The following is a 21,355-nucleotide window of genomic DNA, read 5'->3' as shown; positions in this document are numbered from 1 at the left end:
ATATGCGATTAAATGGAAACTTAGATAGCTGTTGTTTAGGCGTGTTTCTTATCTTAAGGCTTTCTTCACTATGTTACATACTTTTATCAGGCACTGGTTAATGCGAGTTTTACTGCTTCTCATCTTTGTTTTTTCCTCTATTAGCACTTATTCAAATGAAGAAAACGTTCAGACTTTTGACACTCCATCTAAAGTAGTCGATCTTTCTGATGCTGAGCTTTTACAAAAGGCCGAGACACTTAAGCTTATTGATCAAAAAATAGCTATTCAGCTAGCTACAGAGGTATTACAGCGAGCTGAACGTAACAATCAGCACTCACTAAGCGCACAAGCACACACATTATTAGGCGTTATAGCTCGACAAAATAAAAACCTCGATCTGTCATTATTTCACCTCTCGCAATCAGTACTTATGTACAGAAGTATCAATGATATAAGTAACCAAATAAGCTCTGCGATGACTTATATTGAGTTATTGATAGCTGAGAAACGTTATCGTGTAGCAGACGAAACAATTAATGAATTATTACCGCTAGCAAAGCAACACAGCGATGACTTTCTTATAGCTGAACTCTTGATCAAGAAGGGCTACAGCTATTATCAACAAAAGCACTATCAAGATGCTGTTGTATATTACACTCAAGCCACCAAGTACTTGTTAAATAAAACTACAAAAGTACAGCACAGCCTTGGCGAGACTTATAAAGTTATTGCACAGTCATACAAGCGTTTAAAAAATAGAGAACAAACAGCGTATTTTTATAAAAAAGCATTGAAGGTATTTACCGAGTTACAAAATAAAAAACTGATGGCCCGCACCCTAAATACTATTGCAGAGGCAGAACGTTATTTAGGTAACTTAGTGACTTCGCTTGATTACTCCATGCAAGGGTTAGCGTTGCATAAAGAGCTTGATGACCCGAACGGTTACGCTAAAGCCTTATTAGGTGCAGGTATCATATACCGACATATTGGTCGCTATGAAAAATCTCTTACGCATATTCATCAAGCGCACCTATATTATAAAAAGGTTAAGGATTCACTTGGCATTGCAAAAACTTCAAACCAAATAGGACTGCTTTATACTCGGCTAAAACAGTATGACGAGGCAAAATCATTCTATCAGCAGACATTAAACTTACCTGAAGGCAAAGTTGAAGATAAAACACTTGCTTCAGCATTGAGAGAGCTAGCGGTTATTAATTTAGACTCGGGTCAGTATGAAGTGGCTATGAAAATGGCCAAAAAAGCTTATGAAATATATAAGCGAAATAACCAAACAGAAAACCAATCAATCACAGCTAGAATTATGGGTAATATCTATCGCGAACAACAAGAAAACAGTAAAGCGGTCACTTATTACAAAGAGTCTTTAGCGTTAGCGGTGAGCGCAAACAGTAATATACACCAAATAAAAGCATTAAACCCGCTTGCTCATGCGCTAATTGAAGTAGATATCAATGAAGCCATTCGCCTACTAAAAGAGTCATTGAGACTTTCAAGTATTGTTGGTGATAAGCACCAAATGTTATATGCCTATCGCCACTTTAGAGCGGCAGAAAAATTTCGAGGACATTTTTTATCAGCATTAAACTATGCAGAAAAAGAGCTTTTACTTCTTGAGGTTATTCAAAAGGAAAATGAAGATAACCAGCTTACGCTAGCAAAAGCAAACTTGCACTCTCATAAAATGGAAGTGGAGCTGGAGTCATTAAGAGAAAAAGCTAGGCTAGATGCACTTGACTTAGCGAGAAAAAATAATGAAATTGAAATATCAACTCAAGCTAAAATGATTACTGAGTTACAGCTCATTAAAAATAAATATGCCAGCATTGCCTTAACCTTACTTCTGATCAGCTGTGTTTTAATCATTGCCTTTATTTACCGTCGGTTTATCGCTTCAAGTAAGCTTAATAAAAAGCTCGGCTATCTTGCGGCACGTGATCCTTTGACCGAGTGTTATAATCGTCGTGTTTTATTCAAGTTGATGAAGCAAAATTTTGCTGATATAGAGTTGCTTGACGAATACTGCATTATTTTGGCTGACATAGATCACTTTAAAGACGTTAATAATAATCATGGTCACAACATGGGTGATGTAGTGCTTAAAGGTGTAGTAGAAACACTGCAAAGTTGTGTGCGACAAAATGATATTGTCGCAAGGTTTGGTGGCGAAGAGTTTTGTATTGTTTTGCACAAGGTCAATCAAAAGCAAGCTATGGTAATCGCTGAAAAAATGCGCAGTAAAATAGCACAAACGAGTTTTGATGGTGTTTCAGTCACGTCTAGTTTTGGTGTAACGTCTATCAGCTTTGGCGCGAAAGATCCTGCGGAGCTGATCGATCAAGCCGATACCGCGCTCTATAAATCAAAATCACAGGGTCGTAATCAAGTCACGTTGTGGGATCAAGCGCTCTAATTTGCTTAAAAATATAAGGTTAATCATTGGTGTCATATCGATGGGTTGACTGAGTTTAGGCCGTATCAATGGCACTTTACATCGATGCAGAAATCATCTAACAAAGGCAGTAAAATAAAGCCTCGGCTAGTCCGTCAATAAAGTTTTAAAATAAGCTCGTGTTAGCGGGGGTATATATAGCTCAAACGCATATTATATGGCTTATCATTGACAACAAATATTGAGTAACAAATACTGGCTAACAAATTTACTGTCAACAACAAAACTAATATCAACAAAGCCAACGCCAACAAAACTAACATCGAAAAGTTAATATAAAAAAACTTCAGGAACAGTTTTTTTATATATTTTTCATTATATAAAAAAGCAGATACTGATTGCAGTATCTGCTTGTAGGTAGGTTAATCGTCGATTTATTTACCAGACCTCAACCTTGATAGGCAATTAACGTTGAGGAGTGATCAAGTACTTTTCACCCGTTGCTTGTTTAGAGTAAGCTGCCATCGACTGTAATTGTAATACCTCTGCTAATGACACTTCATGAGTGTAGTGACTAGCAAATGTTGTTGTGATTTCATCTGCAACACGTTTGCGCATTGCTATAACTGTTTTGGTGTCTAACTTACCTAACGCATTGAATAGTAAGAAACCATTAACACCCCATGCAAAACCAAAGTTACGATTTAATGTAATAGGGCCACGGTCTAACGCACCATAAATATACACTTGTTTGAAGGTATCAGAGCCATAAACACTGTGCTCTTTCATATCTCGAGACGCAGCTACTTCCATACAATTAAGAATATCACTTGTCAGTTTGCCACCACCAATAGGGTCAAATGCAATCGTAGCACCGGTTTCAATAATTGCTGCGGTTAAGTCAGCAAGAAAACTATCACTACTTGAATTCACAACATACTTTGCCCCCATATCACGTAATAATGTTTCTTGTTCGGTTTTACGGACAATGTTAATTAAATCAACGCCATCAGCAAGACAAATACGATTTAACATTTGACCAAGGTTTGATGCAGCCGCGGCATGAATAATGGCTTTATGACCTTCAGCACGCATAGTTTCAACCATAGCTAATGCCGTAAGCGGATTAACAAAAGAAGATGCACCTTCTTTTGCCGTGGTGCCTGCCTTTAATGGTAAACAGCTTTGCACGTTGGCAGCAATATATTGACGATAAGTACCACCACCAATTACGGCCACGGTTTTACCCATTAATGCTTGCGCTGCAGGTGATGAACCTGCCGCTATAACAGTTCCTGCTCCTTCATTACCGACAGGTATTGCTTTGCCAACACGCGTTTTAACCGCAGGCATAAACTTAGCTGGAACATCTGCCGTGATCACAGGGCTTTGCGCACTACCTGATTGCTTGGCTGTTGTCATATCTGCAACACTGAAAAGCACAGCTAAGTCTGATGGATTAAGTGGGGCGGCTTCAATACGAATAACCACTTCATCAGCACTAGGTTTGGGTATGTCGATGTTTTGTAGGGCAAGTGTTAATTTATTGTCTTCATTGATTGTTGAAGTTAGTTGGATATTTGATTCTGTCATAATGTTTGCTCCTGCAAATAGTAAATTTATGAGCCAATATGTTGATTATATTGACTGTACTTTGTTGGTCATTTGAATAAAAAATAGTAATTTTTATGCTGCGTATTTTACCTGTCATGATGCCGCTTGTTTTACAAGCAAACGCTACACTGCATTCGCTGCTTGGATCTGAGCGGTCACTTTCTGCATAAACTCAGGCATGTTTGCTTGGCGATCGGCTTCTACTTTTTGAGCAATGGCCGATTGGCTCATGCTATCGTTCCATGACTTCATTCCAGCTACTTCTGCCAGTACATCCCAGTTAAGTTGACTAGAACCAAAAGCGCTAACAATTGTGTTGACATAGTAAAGATAGATGTCAGCCATGGTAAATTGCTCGCCTGCAACCCAAGGTGAAAACTGACATAAGCGATTTAAACCGGTAATGCCACGTGCTAATACTTGGCGTACCTCAGCTTTAACTGATTCTGGCGCTTCAGTACCTGAAAGTGCATAAGGTATTAGGCGTCTGCTTGGCAGCTCAAAGTAAAGCTCTGCCATTTTCATGATTTGGCGCACAGTGGCACGTTCACTGGCGTTTGCTGGATAAAGTGCTATTTCAGGATAAGTTTCTTCGATAAAGTCACAAATAACACTCGACTCTGAAATATTCAAGCCATCAAGAGTGGTAAGAATAGGTACTTTTCCTGCTGGGCTAATTGCTAATAATGCTTCACTACTAGGGTAAATCAGGTTTTCTTTAAATGGCAACTCTTTGTATAGCAGTGCATGTTTCACTAGGTTGTAATAATTGCTAGCGGCAAAACCGTGTAAAGTCATCATAAGTTAGTTTTCCATCATTGCTGTAAACGTTTTGTTTAGCTGTGTCGAGGCATATCTAGTCGCCAAAAATACAATTAAAATTCCCGCTTCTATTATCTTGCTATAACAGCAAGTTTGTTATGTTAAGGGTATTATTACTTGTTTCAATTTGCTTATATATAAGAGAAAATGCGAATCACTATTGCTTTTAAGGCAATAATAAGGCGAGCTAATCAAGTATTAAATTAACGGAGCAATAAGTTGGATCAACTACGTGCAATACGCTACTTCAGCAAAGTCGTTGAAACCGGGAGTTTTACCAAAGCGGCAAGTGCATTAAATGTGCCGCCATCTTCTTTATCGAGACGTGTTGCTGATCTCGAAAAAAGCTTGGGAGCAACCTTATTAAAACGTTCAACTCGCATTGTTAAGCTGACAGAAGTGGGACAAATTTATTACAACGACATTCAACAAATATTAAGTCAACTAGAGCAAAGTAATGAAACAGTGCGTAGTTATCAAACAACGCCAATGGGTCGCTTATCTATTAGTTCGATGGTCGGCTTTGGAGAAAAAATATTACTCCCTTTGTTAGATGAGTTCAGCGCGTTATACCCTGAAATTGTCTTGGATATCAGCTTAAGCGATGAACTATCAACCCTAGGGCGTGATGATGTCGATATTGCTATTCGTGGAGGTTACGCACCTAATGAGCGCGTGTTAGCGATAAAACTCATGGACAATGGCTTTATTCCTGTTGCGGCACCAAGTTATTTAGAAAAATACGGCGTACCTAGCAATGTTATGGAATTAAAAGAGCACCATGGGATTTATTTTAAAACGCCATCAGGGCCAACGCCTTGGTTATGTAATATGAATGGGCAATGGCATGATGTTTCAGGGCCAGCGATAGCCATTTCAAATAACGGGTCATGGCTAGCGAAAAAAGCCTGTAATGGCGAAGGCATTTTAATGTCGACCCGATGGGCACTAGCGGCATATCTTGAGTCAGGACAATTACAACAGTTGCAGTTTGAGCATGAGCTAGCCATAACGCAAAATTCTGATATGGCAGTTTATTTGTTATATCAAAAACAGCGTTATTTAGTACCAAAAGTAAAAGCGGCAGTAGACTTTTTAGTTGAAAAAATAAAGTGATAGCAGCCGTGAAAACACGGTTAAGGTTAGTAAGTCTTAGCCGTTGAATTTCATGGTGTCGATTGAATTATAGCTGTAGTGCGTAAGTTAATTTAAGCATGTTGTTATGCTTTATTTGGTTCAGATAACATCATTCTTTTTGCTCGCTTTTCGGCTTTTTTTTCGGCTCTACGGCGTTTAAAAAAAGCTGATAGCATAGTACTGCACTCTTCAGCGAACAGTCCTGATTTAACTTTAACTTGATGATTGTGTTGTTGATGATTTAATAATGCGAACGCGCTGCCCGCCGCGCCAGTTTTTAAATCTTTACTGGCAAACACTAACTGTTTTATGCGGCTATGCACTAATAAGCCTGCACACATGCAACAAGGCTCAAGCGTTACGTATAAGGTACAGTCGAGTAGGCGATAATTTGCGATGTTTTTACCGGCATCACGAATCGCCATCATTTCCGCATGAGCTGATGGGTCATTATTCATGATAGATTGATTAAAGCCTTCGCCAATAATTTTACCGTTATGCACCAGCACAGCGCCGACGGGGATTTCGTTGTGGCTTTGTGCTAAATCGGCCAATGCCATAGCACGACGCATAAATGTTTCATCATCACTCGAAAACTTTGTGTTTTTTGACACATCGGATTCTATCAACAGCTCAGACTTAGCAGGCAGGTTGTCGTCACTCATAAGTTATAAAAACATTTCCAATAAATCATTTAAGTACCTATGACCTAATTTACTGACCGACCAAAGCTCGCCATCGAATTGCATCAGGCCTTTAGCTTGAGCTTGCTGTAATGTTGGTAATACAGTATCAATATTTAAACCGGTGTAGGCTTGATAATCATCAAGCGCAAAGCCAGAAAACAATCGTAAGCGATTCATCATGTATTCAAAAGGCAGCTCTTGGGCTGTCACGGTGTGGAGTTTATCAAGCGCCTCTCTGCTGGTATCTAAATAGCCCTTAGGGTGTTTTACTTTTACCGTACGGAAGATTTTTTGATTATCCAGATCAGTGACTTTGCCATGCGCACCGCAGCCAATGCCTAAGTAATCGCCAAACTGCCAATAATTTAGGTTATGCTGACATTGATATTCTGGCTTGCTGTAGGCCGATATTTCATATTGTTGATAGCCAGCTTGATTAAGTAGGGCAATACCTTGGTCTTGAATATTCCATAATATTTCATCTTGCGGCAGTTTTGGTGGTTTTGAATGAAACGCAGTATTGGGTTCAATGGTAAGTTGATACCAAGAAATATGCGTTGGATTTAAACTGATTGCAGTTTTTAAGTCATCAAGCGCATGCTCAACACTTTGATCCGGCAAACCGTGCATTAAATCAAGATTGAAACTTTTAACACCACATTCACTGGCAAGGTTAGCAGCCGTTTTGGCTTGTTGGCTATCGTGAATACGACCTAGCTTTATTAATTTATCTGATGCAAAGCTTTGCACACCAACTGATAAACGAGACACGCCACCATTAAAAAAGCCTATAAATTTATCGGCTTCAACAGTGCCAGGGTTTGCTTCTAAGGTTATTTCAATATCTGCTTTATGCTCAAAGCGTTGTAATACTTGCGTTAGCAATTGCTCGATGGCTGGCGCTGAAAATAAACTCGGTGTACCGCCACCAATAAATATTGAATGCAATGGCCTGTTGCTGAGATTAAAGCGCGCGATATCACTGTCTAAATCGAGCAGGAGTTGCGTGATATAGTCTTGCTCAGGGATCGCATGCTTTAATGCGTGTGAATTAAAGTCACAATAAGGACATTTTTCTACACACCAAGGTATGTGAATATATAACGATAGCGGCGGGGCAATTAACATTTACGTATTTTCTTCAATCAAATTTTTAGCCAGCTCTTTGCTCAATAGTGGCACGAGTTGTTGTAACGCTTGACCACGATGGCTGAGCTGATTTTTTAATGCTCTGGGTAATTGTGCGGAGGTCATCATATGATCCGCTTGCCAAAAAACGGGATCATAGCCAAAGCCTTGCTCTCCAAGTTTTTCACGGCCAATGCTGCCTTGCCAAACACCATGGCAAATCAATGGCGTTGGATCATTTTCATGGCGCATATAAACCAAAACACAATGGAAACGTGCTGTGCGGTTTTCATCGGCAACATTTTCTAATGCTGCTAGCAGTTTATTAGTGTTATCTTCATCGCTAGCGTTTTCACCTGCATAACGAGCAGAATAAACGCCAGGAGCACCATTAAGGGCGTCAACTTCTAAACCAGAGTCATCTGCGATAGCAGGCATGCCGGTAATTTTAGCCGCATGGCGTGCTTTGATAATGGCATTTTCAACAAATGTAGTACCAGTTTCTGCAACGTCAGGTACATTGAATTCGCTCTGCGGCTTGATTTCAATATTTTGTTCAGCTAATAAACTTGCCAACTCTTTAACTTTACCCTGATTGCCGGTTGCTAATACGATAGTGGTCATAAAAAATACCTTTTTTAATATCTGAATTAAATGCGATTAAGCGATTAATTATCACAATGGCGCGCATAATACCTTAAACAACAGCAAAGAGGGAGTGTCAACTGTCTAACTTATCTTGTTATAGCACTATCATATTGATAAAAAATTGATTAAGTCTTGATGCTATTATCTATGGTATAAGGCAACAAAATCAGGCAATAAAAAGCGGCAAATATATTGCCGCGATAGTGAGTTTTATAATGTTTAACTCAGGGGTTAATCAACATAAAACTTTTGCGAAAATTTCAGGTTATGCTGTTGGCCTTTATCGGTAATATTAATGTCAAAATAAATGGTTTCTTCATTGCTGTAACTGACTTGGGCGAGGTAGTAAACTGCTTCACCTTCTACGACTTCAGTAAACTCAAGCGACTTTATTTGCCCAACATCATTACGCGCTTTACCATTAATAATAACTGTTTTAGCAGGGTTACCTTTTTGGGTGTTGTCTAATACCGAAATATTGACTAGCCCCTTATAACGACTGCGCTCAATGCCGTAGGCTTTAGCAATTTCAGGGGTTAAGAATGTTGAGCCTAATGCAATATAATGAACATTAATATCGTCCATTTTTTTCATGTTTTCAGCGCTAGCCGTTGTAATAACAGCTAACGTTAATAATGCCACTGTTAGCAGCTTATTGATGATGTTTTTCATGTTTATGACCTTAATGATTAAGTCGTTTGAATTAAGTATATACGATTAAAAAACAGCTGTTATAACATTGCCCAGTAAGGTACCCAACCGCGTAATAAAATATTCAGTACATTTAAGAGTAAAAAGGCGATTAACACCGATAAATCAAGGCCGCCTATACTTGGGATAATACGTCTAATTGGTGTTAGCACAGGCGCGGTAAGTTGATGGAAAATCATTTGTGTTGGGTTATAACCTTGTACAACCCAGCTCATCAGTGCCATGACCAACATAACAATGAACAACAATACGCCTGTTTGTTTGATGAGGTAAATTAATCCCAGGTACAATGCAGAAATAATATCGATTGGACCAGCATTGATCAGTGGAATGATAATAAAAGTGAGGGTTGCAACAATATAGGCTAAAACAATGGTAGCTAAGTCGACACCACCTAGACCCGGAATAATACGACGCATTGGGATGACCAAAGGGTTACTGACTTTGACAATAAACTGACTTAAAGGATTATAAAAGTCAGCACGCACAAGTTGTAACCATACGCGGAGCACTAAAATCATCAGTACTGCGTCAAAAGCAAATTTAAGCAAGTAATTAATTGCTTCCATCTAAAACTCCAAAATTATGATAATGAATTTAACCGTTATGTATTCGTTATACCTAGCAAATTTACTTATCTCGAGTTCAGGTGCTTAGGTTCTTACGCAAGGAATAGTAATACGATTAAGCTTTTTGTGCCATTTCTTTAGCGCGATTCAATGCGGTATCCATTGCATGAGTAACTAGTTGCTCTAAGCCCCCTTCGCTAAAAGCACTGATGGCTGCCTGTGTTGTACCACCTTTAGAGCAAACATTTTCACGTAACTTGCTGATAGATATTTTATTTTCAACCACCATTTTAGCAGCACCTAGTGCGGTTTGTTGTACTAATTCGCGACTATCTTGTTCATTAAAACCATAGGCTTTCGCTTGTTTCTCCATCGCTTCCATAAACAAGAAAAAATAAGCCGGCCCTGAGCCTGAAACGGCAATAATATGGTCTATTTGCTGCTCTGAATCTAACCACTTTATAATACCAACAGACTCCATAAGCGCAGTAGTAAATGCTTTTTCTTCATCATTGATAAGGGCGTTTGCATATATACCTGTAACACCACAGCCAAGCTGTGACGGTGTATTTGGCATAGTTCTGATCACCGTGCAAGGTTGATTCAGTGCTTGTTCTATTTGTTTAATAGTGCAACCTGCAGCCACTGAAATAAAGCATTTACCGGTAAGATCTAAGTTTTCATTTAACTGCTGGCATACCTCAGCAATAAAGTGTGGCTTTACCCCTAAAACAATCACATCAGCAAATTTTGCCGCCTCAATATTACATGAGGTTTGTAAAATACCATGTGTTGATTGCAAAGCCTCACGTTTCGGTGCTGATGGGTTAGATACCATGATGTTTTTTGGAGCAAATCCGCCTTGTACTAAACCAGAAATAATTGCGCCGTTCATATTGCCTGCGCCGATAAATGCTATTTTTTTCATAATGTTCCTATGTGTTCCTATATAACAGTATTGATATTTAATCGTGAGCTAAATAGCAATACTGTATTGTGTGATACCAAGCTTTTTTGACATTGCTTAGTATGAAAGTATGTTGTCTGTTTGATTGCTACAAATTGTAAACCGCCGTGATGGCTTGTGATAGGCGACTTTTGTATTAGAGTTATTACTTTATTTTGTCGAATGTTAGCTTAGCAATGCATAGTGACGATTGTTTTAACCCCGAGCACCAAATATTGCTGAACCAATACGCACTAATGTCGAACCGGCGTTAATTGCAAGTTGTAAATCATCCGACATGCCCATCGATAATGTGTCCATGGTAGGGTACTGCACTTTAAGTGCCAGAAATAGCTGCTGCATTTGCATAAAGCTCGCTTGTGAGGCGTTTTTTTCTGGAATCGCCATTAAACCACGTAAGCATAAGTGCTCACAAGTTTCGATGAATTCAAGCAGTGCTGGAAGCTCATGAGGTAAAACACCAGATTTAGATATTTCACCGCTAATATTCACTTGTAAACAAATGTTTAGCGGAGTATCTTGATTTGATCTATGCTCGTTAAGACGTTTGGCAACTTTGATTCTATCTATGCTATGTACCCAAGAAAAATGGCTGGCAATTAATTTGGTTTTATTGGTTTGAATAGGACCGATAAAGTGCCAAGTAATATCCGGGTTCCCCTGCAAAGCGATTATCTTATCGACCGCTTCTTGTACATAGCTTTCGCCAAAATGGCGCTGCCCAGCTTGATATGCTTGCTCAAGCATTTCAATGGGTTTAGTTTTACTGACAGCAAGCAAAGTGACTTCATCAGGTTTACGATGAGCCTGTTGACAGGCAGCGGTTATTTGCAGTTCAACTTGGGCAATATTATCTTTAATAGCAATCATATTATTTTATTTCAGTTCTCAATGACTTATTCAGTTGTTAGATCAATTATTAACTCGATTAAGAGGTTTGTATGGACATTACCGAACTACTCGCATTTAGCGTAGAAAACAATGCGTCAGATTTACATTTATCAACCGGAACGCCACCATCTATACGAGTCGATGGTGATGTACGTAAACTTAATATACCGGCATTTGACGAAAAAGACGTTAACGCTTTGGTCTATGATATTATGAATGACCGTCAACGAAAAGAGTATGAAGAAAAGTTAGAGGTTGATTTTTCTTTTGAAGTGCCAAATCTAGCCCGCTTCAGGGTAAATGCTTTTAATCAAAATCGTGGGCCTGCTGCGGTATTTCGTACCATTCCAAGTAAAATTTTATCGTTAGATGACCTAGGTTGTCCTGATATTTTTCGTGACATATCCTCATTGCCGCGAGGTTTAGTGTTGGTTACGGGACCTACAGGCTCAGGTAAGTCAACCACACTTGCTGCTATGGTTGATCATATTAACAAAAATAAACATGATCATATCTTAACCATTGAAGATCCAATTGAATTTGTCCATGAAAATCATTCTTGTTTGATAAATCAACGTGAAGTTCATCGTGATACCTTGAGCTTTAGTGCCGCATTACGCTCGGCTTTACGTGAAGACCCTGATGTAATTTTGGTTGGTGAAATGCGAGATCTTGAAACTATTCGTTTAGCAATGACTGCGGCGGAAACGGGCCACTTAGTTTTTGGTACCTTGCATACCACTTCTGCCCCTAAAACTATTGACCGTATTATAGATGTTTTCCCAGGTGAAGAAAAAGCAATGGTGCGCTCAATGCTTTCAGAGTCTTTACGTGCCGTTATATCGCAAACTTTGATCAAAAAAGTCGGAGGCGGGCGCGTAGCTGCTCATGAAATTATGATGGGCGTACCTGCAATTCGTAATCTGATCCGTGAAGATAAAATTGCCCAAATGTATTCTGCTATTCAAACCGGTATGTCACATGGTATGCAAACGATGGATCAATGTTTACAAAATTTAGTCAACCGCGGCATTATTACGAAACAAGATGCGATGGAAAAAGCGCAAGATAAAAGCCAATTTATGGGTTACTAGTTCCAGCTAGTTCCGAATTAAATTAAAAGGTAACCAAATGAATTTTCATGATTTATTACAAAAGATGGTGCAACATGAAGCATCAGATATGTTTGTTACAGCTAAGTTAGCCGTTAGTGCAAAAATTAATGGCGAACTTGTTGCTATTGATGACAACGTACTTTCGGCTGAGCAAGCGTTAGGTTTAGTACATGATGCAATGTCAGAAAAACAAAAGCGCGAGTTTGATGAAGACAAAGAATGTAACTTTGCTATTTCAATTGACGGTATCGGGCGATTTCGTGTTTCGGCATTTTGGCAGCGTGATATGGCGGGGATGGTTATTCGTCGTATTGTTACTGAAATCCCTGAAGCAGACGAGCTTGGGCTGCCTTCTGTACTCAAAGATGTTGTGATGTCAAAACGTGGTTTAGTTTTATTTGTTGGTGGTACAGGAACCGGTAAATCAACGTCGATGGCAGCATTAATTGGTTATCGCAATAAAAACTCTCGTGGACATATTTTAACCATTGAAGACCCGGTTGAATTTGTTCATGAGCACGACAAGTGTATGGTGACGCAACGTGAGGTAGGGCTTGATACTGAAAGCTTTGACGCCGCACTCAAAAGCTCTTTACGCCAAGCGCCAGATGTAATTTTGATTGGCGAAATTCGCAACCAAGAAACGATGGAACATGCGTTAAGTTTTGCTGAAACAGGGCATTTATGTATTGCCACGTTACATGCTAATAATGCAAATCAAGCTATTGATCGTATTATGCATTTAGTACCAGCTGAGCAACACGGTAAATTACTTTTTGATTTAGCATTGAACTTGCGCGGTATTGTCGCTCAACAATTAATTCCCACTCGTGATGGAAATGGTCGAGTAGCGGCGATTGAAATTCTGTTGAACTCGCCATATATCGCTGAATTGATCAAAAAAGGTGATGTTGGCAGTATTAAAGAAGTGATGGAAAAGTCTACCGAACAAGGTATGCAAACTTTTGATCAAGCTTTATTTAATTTGTATCAACAAGGATTTATTAACTATGCTGATGCTTTACATCATGCTGATTCACCCAATGACTTGCGTTTAATGATTAAACTGCGCAGTAATGAGCAAGGTGGTACAGGCTCATTATCCGGTGTCACCATTGATGGATTGGAACCAAAAGCGTATTGATTATAAATGTACTACTATAAAGTCATAAATCGCTGTAAATAAAAAATACTTTGTCATAAAGTAATTTAAAGTGAGCTTAATAATACATAATCTTGGTGACCTTTGAGTTGCCCTAGAAGGTTAAATAACATTTGATTTCAATGAATAGCCATAATATTCGTTAGGAGAGTTATTTGGAACACAAGCCGTCTTCACTTAAAAAAGCTTCTTATCAAGATATTGCTGAGTTGTTATATGGCAATGCTAAAGCAGGAGTATTTGTAACATTTGTTGCCGCTACTTTGTTAGTTTTTGGTTTTAATACCCCTGAAATACAGACCGAAAAGTATACTTGGTGGGGTATTATGTCGTTGTTAATGCTGACCAGAGCTACTGATGCACTGTATTGGCACAAAAATGAAAACAATCAACAAGATGATGGCCGGCGCGCCATTATTCGCTTTGTTACTGGTACTTTACTCACTGCGGCAATGTGGTGTTTATATTGTATCTATTTTTCTCAATATGCCAGCATTATAGAACTCGCATGTATGATCATTGTTGTTTCTGCCTTTGCCGGTGGCGCCGCGACTGTATTAGGTGCACATAAGTTCACAGCAATCAGCTACGCATTACTTTTATTAGCTCCCTTTTCCATCGTGCTAATGCTATCTTCCGAACAATATAAGCTCATTCTAGGCCTTTTAGGGATTATCTTTAGTTTTGTTATGGTAACAACCGCTAAAAAGTCAGCTGACTTTACATCTAATGCCATTCGTTTAAAAAATGAAAATGCCGAACTTGTTAATAAAATGGAGCAAAAAGTTGCTCGTCGCACAGAAAAAATATATCAATTATCCAACCTTGATCCGCTAACGGGCTTATATAATCGCTCGGCTTTTATGCATAATCTGGAAGCGCAATTAGCGCTCAGTATCGAAAATAATAAGCCAATAGCCTTGTTATTTGTCGATCTAGATGGCTTTAAAAGAATTAATGACACGCTAGGACATGAAACAGGTGATAAAGTTTTAAAGAAAACAGCTGCACGTTTAGAGAATTTACGAGACGAGCATCATTTATTATGCCGATGGGGAGGAGATGAGTTCCTCATTGCTTATCTCGGAGTCGATCAGGACTCTGCCGTTAGTTATGCTGCGACTGTGATTGAAGAAATTTCAAAAGATTACTATTTTGACGGAAACCGCTTATCTGTTGACGCAACCGTTGGCATTGCGCTTTACCCTAAGCATGCGAGTAAAGCCAATGAACTTATTCAACTGGCAGATACTGCTATGTATTATCAGAAAAAAAGCCAGCCTAATTCAGTTGGGGTATTTAATACCGAAATTGGTTTGCGCATCTCTCGTGAAAATCAGCTCAAAATGGGCTTAGCTGAAGCAATAGAAAAACAACAATTTCGTATGGTTTATCAACCGATAGTGCAGTCGACATCTCATAAAATCATTGCCTTTGAAGCACTTTTACGTTGGGACTTTAATGGTGAAAATGTTCCGCCAGATGAGTTTATTACCATTGCCGAACAGTACGGTTTAATCAGTGATATAGGTACTTGGGTATTACAGCAATCTTGTTTAGCCGCAGCGGGTTGGTTAGCACTAAGTAAAGAGCAGCAACCATCAGTAAGTGTTAATGTTTCAGTGCTACAATTGCATGATGCAAATTTTATTAACATTGTTAAGTCTGCGCTAGAAACAGCGCAACTTGCTGCAGAAAAGCTGACCATTGAAATCACAGAGTCGATATTTTCACACGACAAAGAAGTGATCCTTAACTGTATAAAAACATTGCAAGTTCTCGGTGTTCAAGTGTCAATTGATGATTTTGGTACAGAATATTCATCTTTGTCTGTGATTCAAGATCTAGCCGCTAATACCATAAAAATAGATCGCTCTTTCGTCAATATGCTTGATAGTGGTGGCATGGCTATTATTGAAGCAGTAAAACAGATGGCGGTAAAACTTGATTATGCTGTCATTGCCGAGGGAGTAGAAACTCAAGAGCAAGTGGAACAACTGTCAGCCTTAGGCATAGAAATGCTACAAGGTTATTATTTTTCTAAACCGTTAGAGCACAGTCATATTGCCGATTACATGGAGTATAATAGTTAGATTTTATTTATTCATAGTTTATGAAATCAACACTATTAAGCATTCTGCAACCAATATATTCTTTTAAGGGGTTTAAGGGGTTTAAGGGGTTTAAACCTTCTGATCTTATAAGTTAATTTATCGTTCGATAAGCGGATAAAGTTCAAACCAGTCAGCATCAAAATCTGTTAAGACTATCATGATTTTGAAGAGTTAAAATAAATAAACTCCAAAGTTACTATGTTTTTTACGAGAACTAAAAAGGACCATTAACTTAAATCATTTAGATACTTAACCGTAATAGCAACGCACAGTAGTAACTGATTTGCTAATTGATATACGATGACACTGAGGTAAATAACCCCCATATTAAGTCGTTAAAGGTTATCACACTAGCTTACAATATCTTAATATTAGATATGGGTTCATGAAATAACATTTTATCAATACAATAGACTCGTTGAAAATATCTACTTAAGCGTCGAAATACAAACCTATGAGCTCTTTTTAAATATTACCGATGCTGTACAGCCCTTACTTTCGTTGTTCTTAATACTGAATTGCCAATGGTATTTTTCACATATATCACGAACAATATTGAGACCTATACCAAATCCTTCATAACCACGAGGCTTTGCATCGAGGCCAACGCCATTATCAATAACATCAATTCGTTCTGGTGAAATAAATAAATCAACATTTCCAGCAATACTGCAATTTATGGCATTTTTTAGAAGGTTTTTAATAACAGCTGAAAAGAGTAGGCTTTGAGCTGCTATATTAAATTCGCACTGTAATTGTTGATGAAACTCAACCTGGTTTGCTTTAATTGTGGGTTCAATATCTATGATTAAGTTTCTAATGTACTCTTTTGAAATAAAAGAATTCAAACCGGAGAGGTCTTCATCTCTTGCAAGGAGAAGGAAGGTATGAATTAACTGTTCCATCTCTATAACAGCCATGTCAATACGATTACACTGTTTATTAGACTTTTCGTTTTTAAGTAAGCGTAAAACACTAACTGCACCGCGAATAACTGTCATCGGTGTTCGCAGTTCATGACTAATATATCGTGTAAAAGCTTTTTCTCTAATAAATGCGTCTTGAATTCTACTGCGATAACTATTAACACCTTTAAGCGTTTGCATGATCTCAAGTGAAGGCTCACCCTCAACAGTTAATGGGGCATAGCTTTCATTTTTATTGTTCTCTAACTGAACAGCTAAATTTGTAAATGGCATACTAATGCGTCGTGCCATTTTTATACTTACCAGCACAGAAATGATGAAAATAAGCAGGCCTAGGCCAAAAATAATCAGTTGAAATATTGCAAAACTAACGTCATCCCATTCAATTGCATCAATATTCTCTACAGCGTATACAATCCTTTGACCTTTTGACGTCATGATCTTTTGTGCGAACACTCCAAATTCACTATCATCTTCAAAATGGAAATTAATACTTCCTTGCCACTCTTTATGTAGCCTTCGTTTTATCAAGGTTGGTAATATGTCATATTGGTCGTAAATTTTTAGCATCGGGTTAATTTTAATTATGCTAGCGCTATCTTGGTTGAATAAAGCGAAGTGGTATGGTGCAACTAATGCTAACCGTCGTTCGCTGTTCTGGTTTTCTGCATATAGAATTGAGTGGTTAAGAATAGCACAATAAAACATCAGTAGTGCTGTCGCACCGAGTAAATAGACTTGTATTATCTTATTAAGCATTGGTTTGGCATTAATCATTTTTCTGCCACCAATCGATATCCTAATTTAGGCACAGTTTCAATTATATTTTCACTAAAAGGTGTGTCGACCTTGTTACGCAATTGGTATACATGCTTGCGCAATATATCTTGATCGGGTAAATCGTCTGGCCATAGCACCTCTTCAATTTCTTGACGAGAGACAACATTGGGAGATCTTTGCATTAACAGCTTTAATATCTTAAAACCTATAGGGGTTAGCTTTAGCTCATTCTCCCCTCGCCATACTTGGTAGGTGTTTATATCTATCGTCATAGGACCACAAATTATTTGATTGACAAAGCCAATACCTGAGTTCCGACGTATAAGGCTATGTATTCGTGCTTCAAGTAACTCTAAGTTAAAAGGTTTAATAATATAATCGTCAGCACCTTCGCGAAGGCCTGATAGCATATCACTGTTAGTATCACGTGCTGTTAGCATGATTATCGGAGTATTATTGCCCTCAGCCCTTAATTGTTGACACAAGCTAATACCATCTAAACCTGGCAACATAATATCGAGCACAATACAGTCAAATTTTTGTGTTTGAGCTAAATATAGACCTAAAGTACCTGTAGCCGCGTAATCAAGGCTGATATCAGACGCTTCAAAGTAATCAAAAACAACTTCAGCAACGTTTTGACAATCTTCTACGAGTAAAACTTTCAAAATATTATCCTTAATTGCATTTTAGTAATATACGCGCTTCGTTTTGTTTTTCTATTAAGCATACTGTCGATAGCTTATTCTGTAATACTTCAAAATCATCCCTTTTTATAGCAAGGAGAAATCCATCATTCGACGCAAGCAGGTTATTTATTTGTTTAGCATCATCTAGTAATTGCGCTTGGCCTTTAGAATAAAATTGTGCACTAAAAGGGCGCTTTTTCCAGTAGTATAGTTGCACATTTTGTTTAAAACTTCGATCAGAGCCGAGTAGATATGCTTCACTTTTATTACTTATGACTCTTGTGTTAAGTAAGGTTACTATTGAGATTATTGTTACTAGGGTAAATGATGCTAAATAATTATGCATTTTCTTTAATTGGCTATTAATTGCAATCAACACGGCTAAAGCACTAAAACCAGGTAGTACATAAATAGGTAAAATATTACCCGCTAAAGTAAAAAGTAATAATGGCGATATCATCCAACAAATAAGATATTTATTAATCCCCAGTGTTTGGCTTCTACTGTGAGGTAATGTAATGCCGCGATACCTTTTAACGATTAACCCTAAAGCAATAAATGACCAGGGGCAGGCACAGATAACCCAGTAGAGCCAAATCATGCCTCTAGGTTTTACATGTGCACTACCGTATAAGTCACCTTGCCAGCCAGAAACAAGAAATCGCTGAATATGCTCGCCAAGTATAAAGTATTCCAGAAACCCAGGGGTACGTATCTCAGCCGCTATATACCAAGGTAAGATTAAGGTTAATAATAGCAACATACCAGAGAGCCAAGGTAGTGATTTTATGGCATCCCAAAAACATTTTTGCCATACACTCCAACAAACTAGCGCAATACCAATGAGGACAACCGCGACAGGGCCTTTGATTAACATACCTAACGCTAAAGCAACAAAAAACAAATGCCCTGATAACGCCTTATCTTTTTGCCTATAGCACTGCCAGAAGCTCACCATTGCTATGGTGTTTGCCATTAGTAGCGCACTGTCCGTCATGACCATACCAATGGCAAGTATAAAGCCAAGACTAGAAGTGATAATTAATAGCGAAAAAATAGCTGAATTATTATTTGTGAGTGATTTAGTAAAGCGAAAAATTAAAGCACATGTGATCAAACCACAAAAAAAATGTGGTATGCGAGCAGTAATTTCGCTAACCCCGAACCAAGAAAAGCTTAATGCACTGAGCCATGTTTGAAATGGCGGTTTGCCCCAAAAAGGCACGTTGTAATCAAATTGAGGGGTTATCCAGTTATTTGTTTCTGCCATTATCCGTGCCATTTCACCATATCTGGCTTCTGTGGTGTCATACAGTGGAAATAACCCTAGTGAAATTAGTCGCGTGGCGATTAAAGAAAGAATGAGTATTGTTGCCCAATACAGCAGCGACATTGATATTTTATCATTATTGTTATCTAGCTTAACCATGTTTTTTTTCCATTGCATTCATCATGCTATTTTTTTCTTTATCCATAATTAAGTATATTGGACGTGCTTTGGTTTCAGCATAAATACGGCCGACATATTCCCCCAAAATACCAATAGATAACAATTGTACGCCACCTAAAAATAGTTGAATTAACATCATAGTAGGGTAACCGGCGACAGCTTCACCAAAAATAAGCGTTTTGATAACAATCCAAAATCCGTAAAGAAAAGCTGAAGTTGAAATAAGTGCACCAGCCCACGTTGCGATTCTCAGTGGTTTAATACTAAAGGCGGTAATACCCGACAGACCTAACTTAACTAGTTGTATAAACGACCATTTAGTTTCACCGGCAGCGCGTTCAGGACGCTCGAAACTAATCGTGGTTTGTTTATAGCCAGGCCAAGAAAGAATCCCTTTCATGTAGCGGCTGCGCTCAGATAGTTGTTTGATATCCTCAACCACTCTTCTACTTAGTAATCTAAAGTCACCGACATCTTTTTGTAAAGGCACGTCGGATAAATAATCAAGTAAACGATAATAAACGTGAGCTGACCAGCATTTGAATTTCGATTCTCCCAGTCGCGCGCTACGTCTCATGTTAACGACGTCATAACCTTGACGCCATGCTGCTAACATTTCTGGAATGAGTTCTGGTGGATCTTGTAAGTCGGCATCCAATAAAACAATCGCTTGCCCTTTAGCATGATCAATTCCAGCCGTCATCGCTGCTTCTTTACCAAAATTTCGGCTGAGATTGATACACTCAACATTGGCGTAATGACTGTCTAAATTAAGCATGATATTCCAGCTGTCATCAGTGCTACCGTCATTGATATAAACGATTTCAAAACTAGAGTCTGACTGAGTACTTAATACTTTTGCTAGATAATGATGAAATATCGGTAGCATTTCTTGTTCATTATAAACAGGTACTATGATACTTAAGGTTATTTCATCTGTAATCGATGGCGGTGGGGTTACAAGCTGCATTTTTTTCTCCAAAAATTTATGTAGCCACTTTAAAGCCAATGAGGTCTAAAAAAAGTCAATACCAAGTGACACTTTGTAGACATTGCTCGCAATACACTTATCTTAATTTGATGATGACAGTGGCTATGCAAGTGTTCAAAAAATTTTGTTTTATAGGTGGGATAGGTTTTGCTATTGATAGTGTTGTTTTTTCACTATTAGTTATGGTTACTGATAATATAATTCTTTCGCGGTTAGTCGCTTTTTGGTTGGCTGCGAGTGTAACTTGGCTTGGTAATCGTCTGTATACTTATCGGCATCAACAATCCAACTCTATTTTATACCAATGGTATAAGCACATGTTAAGCGCGCACTTTTCCGGGGCTATCAATTTACTAGTCTTTTTTGGGGTGAAAGATTATATATCGCTGCCCATTGCCTTCTGCCTGGGCATAATTTTGGGCCTGTTCAGTAATTATTTTCTTGCGAACCGATTCGTATTTGTAAGCAACTTTAAGTAATGATTATTTTTCAAAAATAAAATCAAAAATTAAATTCTAAGTAAATTAGACACTTTGTAGACAAGTGCTTGGTCAAAA

The 21,355-nt window shown here is 38.3% G+C and carries 19 protein-coding genes; 6 read left to right on the top strand and 13 right to left on the bottom strand.

What is annotated here, in order from left to right; translation table 11 throughout:
• Nucleotides 1-100 precede the first annotated feature (100 nt).
• Nucleotides 101-2,419, top strand: coding sequence for a diguanylate cyclase (locus B0169_RS16785; RefSeq protein ID WP_235838616.1), 2,319 nt, complete (start codon nt 101-103; stop codon nt 2,417-2,419).
• Nucleotides 2,420-2,863: 444 nt separating this feature from the next.
• On the opposite strand, the gene B0169_RS16780 is transcribed toward B0169_RS16785, so the two are convergent.
• Nucleotides 2,864-3,991 carry a zinc-binding dehydrogenase gene (locus tag B0169_RS16780; protein ID WP_077288056.1) on the bottom strand — a complete coding sequence of 376 codons (1,128 nt, stop codon included), beginning with the start codon at nt 3,989-3,991 and terminating at the stop codon, nt 2,864-2,866.
• A 144-nt stretch (nt 3,992-4,135) separates the two neighbouring features.
• Complete coding sequence (locus tag B0169_RS16775; RefSeq protein WP_077288054.1) at nt 4,136-4,813, bottom strand: glutathione S-transferase family protein; 678 nt, start codon at nt 4,811-4,813, stop codon at nt 4,136-4,138.
• Between the two features lie 240 nt (nt 4,814-5,053).
• Here B0169_RS16775 and B0169_RS16770 point away from each other — a divergent pair, with 240 nt between their 5' ends.
• The gene (locus B0169_RS16770) at nt 5,054-5,950 is read left to right on the top strand and encodes a LysR family transcriptional regulator (protein ID WP_077288052.1); all 897 of its coding nucleotides are present in this window, start codon (nt 5,054-5,056) and stop codon (nt 5,948-5,950) included.
• A 104-nt stretch (nt 5,951-6,054) separates the two neighbouring features.
• On the opposite strand, the gene tadA is transcribed toward B0169_RS16770, so the two are convergent.
• The 7 genes from tadA to B0169_RS16735 all read right to left on the bottom strand — a co-directional run bounded on the left by tadA (nt 6,055) and on the right by B0169_RS16735 (nt 11,550).
• Nucleotides 6,055-6,585 carry a tRNA adenosine(34) deaminase TadA gene (tadA, locus tag B0169_RS16765; RefSeq protein WP_268875731.1) on the bottom strand — a complete coding sequence of 177 codons (531 nt, stop codon included), beginning with the start codon at nt 6,583-6,585 and terminating at the stop codon, nt 6,055-6,057.
• A gap of 54 nt (nt 6,586-6,639) precedes the next feature.
• Nucleotides 6,640-7,785, bottom strand: a complete 1,146-nt coding sequence (gene hemW, locus B0169_RS16760; protein WP_077287934.1) for a radical SAM family heme chaperone HemW — start codon at nt 7,783-7,785, stop codon at nt 6,640-6,642.
• Nucleotides 7,786-8,409 (bottom strand): XTP/dITP diphosphatase, encoded by a 624-nt coding sequence (locus tag B0169_RS16755; RefSeq protein ID WP_077287932.1) that lies wholly within the window; start codon nt 8,407-8,409, stop codon nt 7,786-7,788.
• A gap of 255 nt (nt 8,410-8,664) precedes the next feature.
• Complete coding sequence (locus B0169_RS16750; RefSeq protein WP_077287930.1) at nt 8,665-9,105, bottom strand: DUF4426 domain-containing protein; 441 nt, start codon at nt 9,103-9,105, stop codon at nt 8,665-8,667.
• Nucleotides 9,106-9,164: 59 nt separating this feature from the next.
• A complete protein-coding gene (locus B0169_RS16745) occupies nt 9,165-9,713 on the bottom strand; it encodes a YggT family protein (RefSeq protein ID WP_077287928.1) in 549 nt (182 codons plus the stop codon).
• 115 nt (nt 9,714-9,828) lie between these two features.
• Nucleotides 9,829-10,641 carry a pyrroline-5-carboxylate reductase gene (proC, locus tag B0169_RS16740; protein WP_077287926.1) on the bottom strand — a complete coding sequence of 271 codons (813 nt, stop codon included), beginning with the start codon at nt 10,639-10,641 and terminating at the stop codon, nt 9,829-9,831.
• 234 nt (nt 10,642-10,875) lie between these two features.
• A complete protein-coding gene (locus B0169_RS16735; RefSeq protein ID WP_077287924.1) occupies nt 10,876-11,550 on the bottom strand; it encodes a YggS family pyridoxal phosphate-dependent enzyme in 675 nt (224 codons plus the stop codon).
• A gap of 71 nt (nt 11,551-11,621) precedes the next feature.
• On the opposite strand from B0169_RS16735, the gene B0169_RS16730 reads away from it, so the two are divergent.
• The 3 genes from B0169_RS16730 to B0169_RS16720 all read left to right on the top strand — a co-directional run bounded on the left by B0169_RS16730 (nt 11,622) and on the right by B0169_RS16720 (nt 15,941).
• The gene (locus B0169_RS16730) at nt 11,622-12,665 is read left to right on the top strand and encodes a type IV pilus twitching motility protein PilT (RefSeq protein WP_077287922.1); all 1,044 of its coding nucleotides are present in this window, start codon (nt 11,622-11,624) and stop codon (nt 12,663-12,665) included.
• Between the two features lie 37 nt (nt 12,666-12,702).
• Entirely contained in the window at nt 12,703-13,830 is a 1,128-nt protein-coding gene (locus B0169_RS16725) for a PilT/PilU family type 4a pilus ATPase (RefSeq protein ID WP_077287920.1), read from the top strand.
• A 173-nt stretch (nt 13,831-14,003) separates the two neighbouring features.
• The gene (locus tag B0169_RS16720) at nt 14,004-15,941 is read left to right on the top strand and encodes a putative bifunctional diguanylate cyclase/phosphodiesterase (RefSeq protein WP_235838615.1); all 1,938 of its coding nucleotides are present in this window, start codon (nt 14,004-14,006) and stop codon (nt 15,939-15,941) included.
• A gap of 473 nt (nt 15,942-16,414) precedes the next feature.
• On the opposite strand, the gene B0169_RS16715 is transcribed toward B0169_RS16720, so the two are convergent.
• From B0169_RS16715 to B0169_RS16700, 4 genes are read right to left on the bottom strand one after another with little or no spacing between them, the layout of a single operon-like run.
• Nucleotides 16,415-17,665 (bottom strand): sensor histidine kinase, encoded by a 1,251-nt coding sequence (locus tag B0169_RS16715; RefSeq protein ID WP_077287918.1) that lies wholly within the window; start codon nt 17,663-17,665, stop codon nt 16,415-16,417.
• Nucleotides 17,662-18,336 carry a response regulator transcription factor gene (locus B0169_RS16710; protein WP_202971838.1) on the bottom strand — a complete coding sequence of 225 codons (675 nt, stop codon included), beginning with the start codon at nt 18,334-18,336 and terminating at the stop codon, nt 17,662-17,664. The genes B0169_RS16715 and B0169_RS16710 overlap by 4 nt, the downstream gene beginning before the upstream one ends.
• 10 nt (nt 18,337-18,346) lie before the next feature.
• Entirely contained in the window at nt 18,347-19,804 is a 1,458-nt protein-coding gene (locus B0169_RS16705) for an ArnT family glycosyltransferase (RefSeq protein WP_077287914.1), read from the bottom strand.
• Nucleotides 19,779-20,777 carry a glycosyltransferase family 2 protein gene (locus tag B0169_RS16700; RefSeq protein WP_077287912.1) on the bottom strand — a complete coding sequence of 333 codons (999 nt, stop codon included), beginning with the start codon at nt 20,775-20,777 and terminating at the stop codon, nt 19,779-19,781. The genes B0169_RS16705 and B0169_RS16700 overlap by 26 nt, the downstream gene beginning before the upstream one ends.
• Between B0169_RS16700 and B0169_RS19750 the strand changes: the two genes are divergently transcribed.
• The gene (locus B0169_RS19750) at nt 20,753-21,277 is read left to right on the top strand and encodes a GtrA family protein (protein WP_077287910.1); all 525 of its coding nucleotides are present in this window, start codon (nt 20,753-20,755) and stop codon (nt 21,275-21,277) included. The genes B0169_RS16700 and B0169_RS19750 overlap by 25 nt on opposite strands.
• Nucleotides 21,278-21,355: the final 78 nt, after the last annotated feature.

It is taken from the genome of Cognaticolwellia aestuarii, assembly GCF_002000025.1.
Classification (GTDB): Bacteria; Pseudomonadota; Gammaproteobacteria; order Enterobacterales; family Alteromonadaceae; genus Cognaticolwellia; species Cognaticolwellia aestuarii.
Note: the sequence above shows the minus strand (reverse complement) of the source record. Positions and strands in the feature narration are given on the sequence as shown.

What these genes read in the sequence shown, in the direction of transcription:
- B0169_RS16755 (WP_077287932.1), bottom strand. Translation starts at nt 8,409, where the DNA reads ATGACCACTATCGTATTAGCAACCGGCAATCAGGGTAAAGTTAAAGAG.
- B0169_RS16785 (WP_235838616.1), top strand. Translation starts at nt 101, where the DNA reads ATGCGAGTTTTACTGCTTCTCATCTTTGTTTTTTCCTCTATTAGCACT.
- hemW (WP_077287934.1), bottom strand. Translation starts at nt 7,785, where the DNA reads ATGTTAATTGCCCCGCCGCTATCGTTATATATTCACATACCTTGGTGT.
- B0169_RS16745 (WP_077287928.1), bottom strand. Translation starts at nt 9,713, where the DNA reads ATGGAAGCAATTAATTACTTGCTTAAATTTGCTTTTGACGCAGTACTG.
- B0169_RS16735 (WP_077287924.1), bottom strand. Translation starts at nt 11,550, where the DNA reads ATGATTGCTATTAAAGATAATATTGCCCAAGTTGAACTGCAAATAACC.
- B0169_RS19750 (WP_077287910.1), top strand. Translation starts at nt 20,753, where the DNA reads ATGGCGGTGGGGTTACAAGCTGCATTTTTTTCTCCAAAAATTTATGTA.
- proC (WP_077287926.1), bottom strand. Translation starts at nt 10,641, where the DNA reads ATGAAAAAAATAGCATTTATCGGCGCAGGCAATATGAACGGCGCAATT.
- B0169_RS16775 (WP_077288054.1), bottom strand. Translation starts at nt 4,813, where the DNA reads ATGATGACTTTACACGGTTTTGCCGCTAGCAATTATTACAACCTAGTG.
- B0169_RS16700 (WP_077287912.1), bottom strand. Translation starts at nt 20,777, where the DNA reads ATGCAGCTTGTAACCCCACCGCCATCGATTACAGATGAAATAACCTTA.
- B0169_RS16705 (WP_077287914.1), bottom strand. Translation starts at nt 19,804, where the DNA reads ATGCAATGGAAAAAAAACATGGTTAAGCTAGATAACAATAATGATAAA.
- B0169_RS16730 (WP_077287922.1), top strand. Translation starts at nt 11,622, where the DNA reads ATGGACATTACCGAACTACTCGCATTTAGCGTAGAAAACAATGCGTCA.
- B0169_RS16780 (WP_077288056.1), bottom strand. Translation starts at nt 3,991, where the DNA reads ATGACAGAATCAAATATCCAACTAACTTCAACAATCAATGAAGACAAT.
- B0169_RS16750 (WP_077287930.1), bottom strand. Translation starts at nt 9,105, where the DNA reads ATGAAAAACATCATCAATAAGCTGCTAACAGTGGCATTATTAACGTTA.
- B0169_RS16715 (WP_077287918.1), bottom strand. Translation starts at nt 17,665, where the DNA reads ATGATTAATGCCAAACCAATGCTTAATAAGATAATACAAGTCTATTTA.
- B0169_RS16725 (WP_077287920.1), top strand. Translation starts at nt 12,703, where the DNA reads ATGAATTTTCATGATTTATTACAAAAGATGGTGCAACATGAAGCATCA.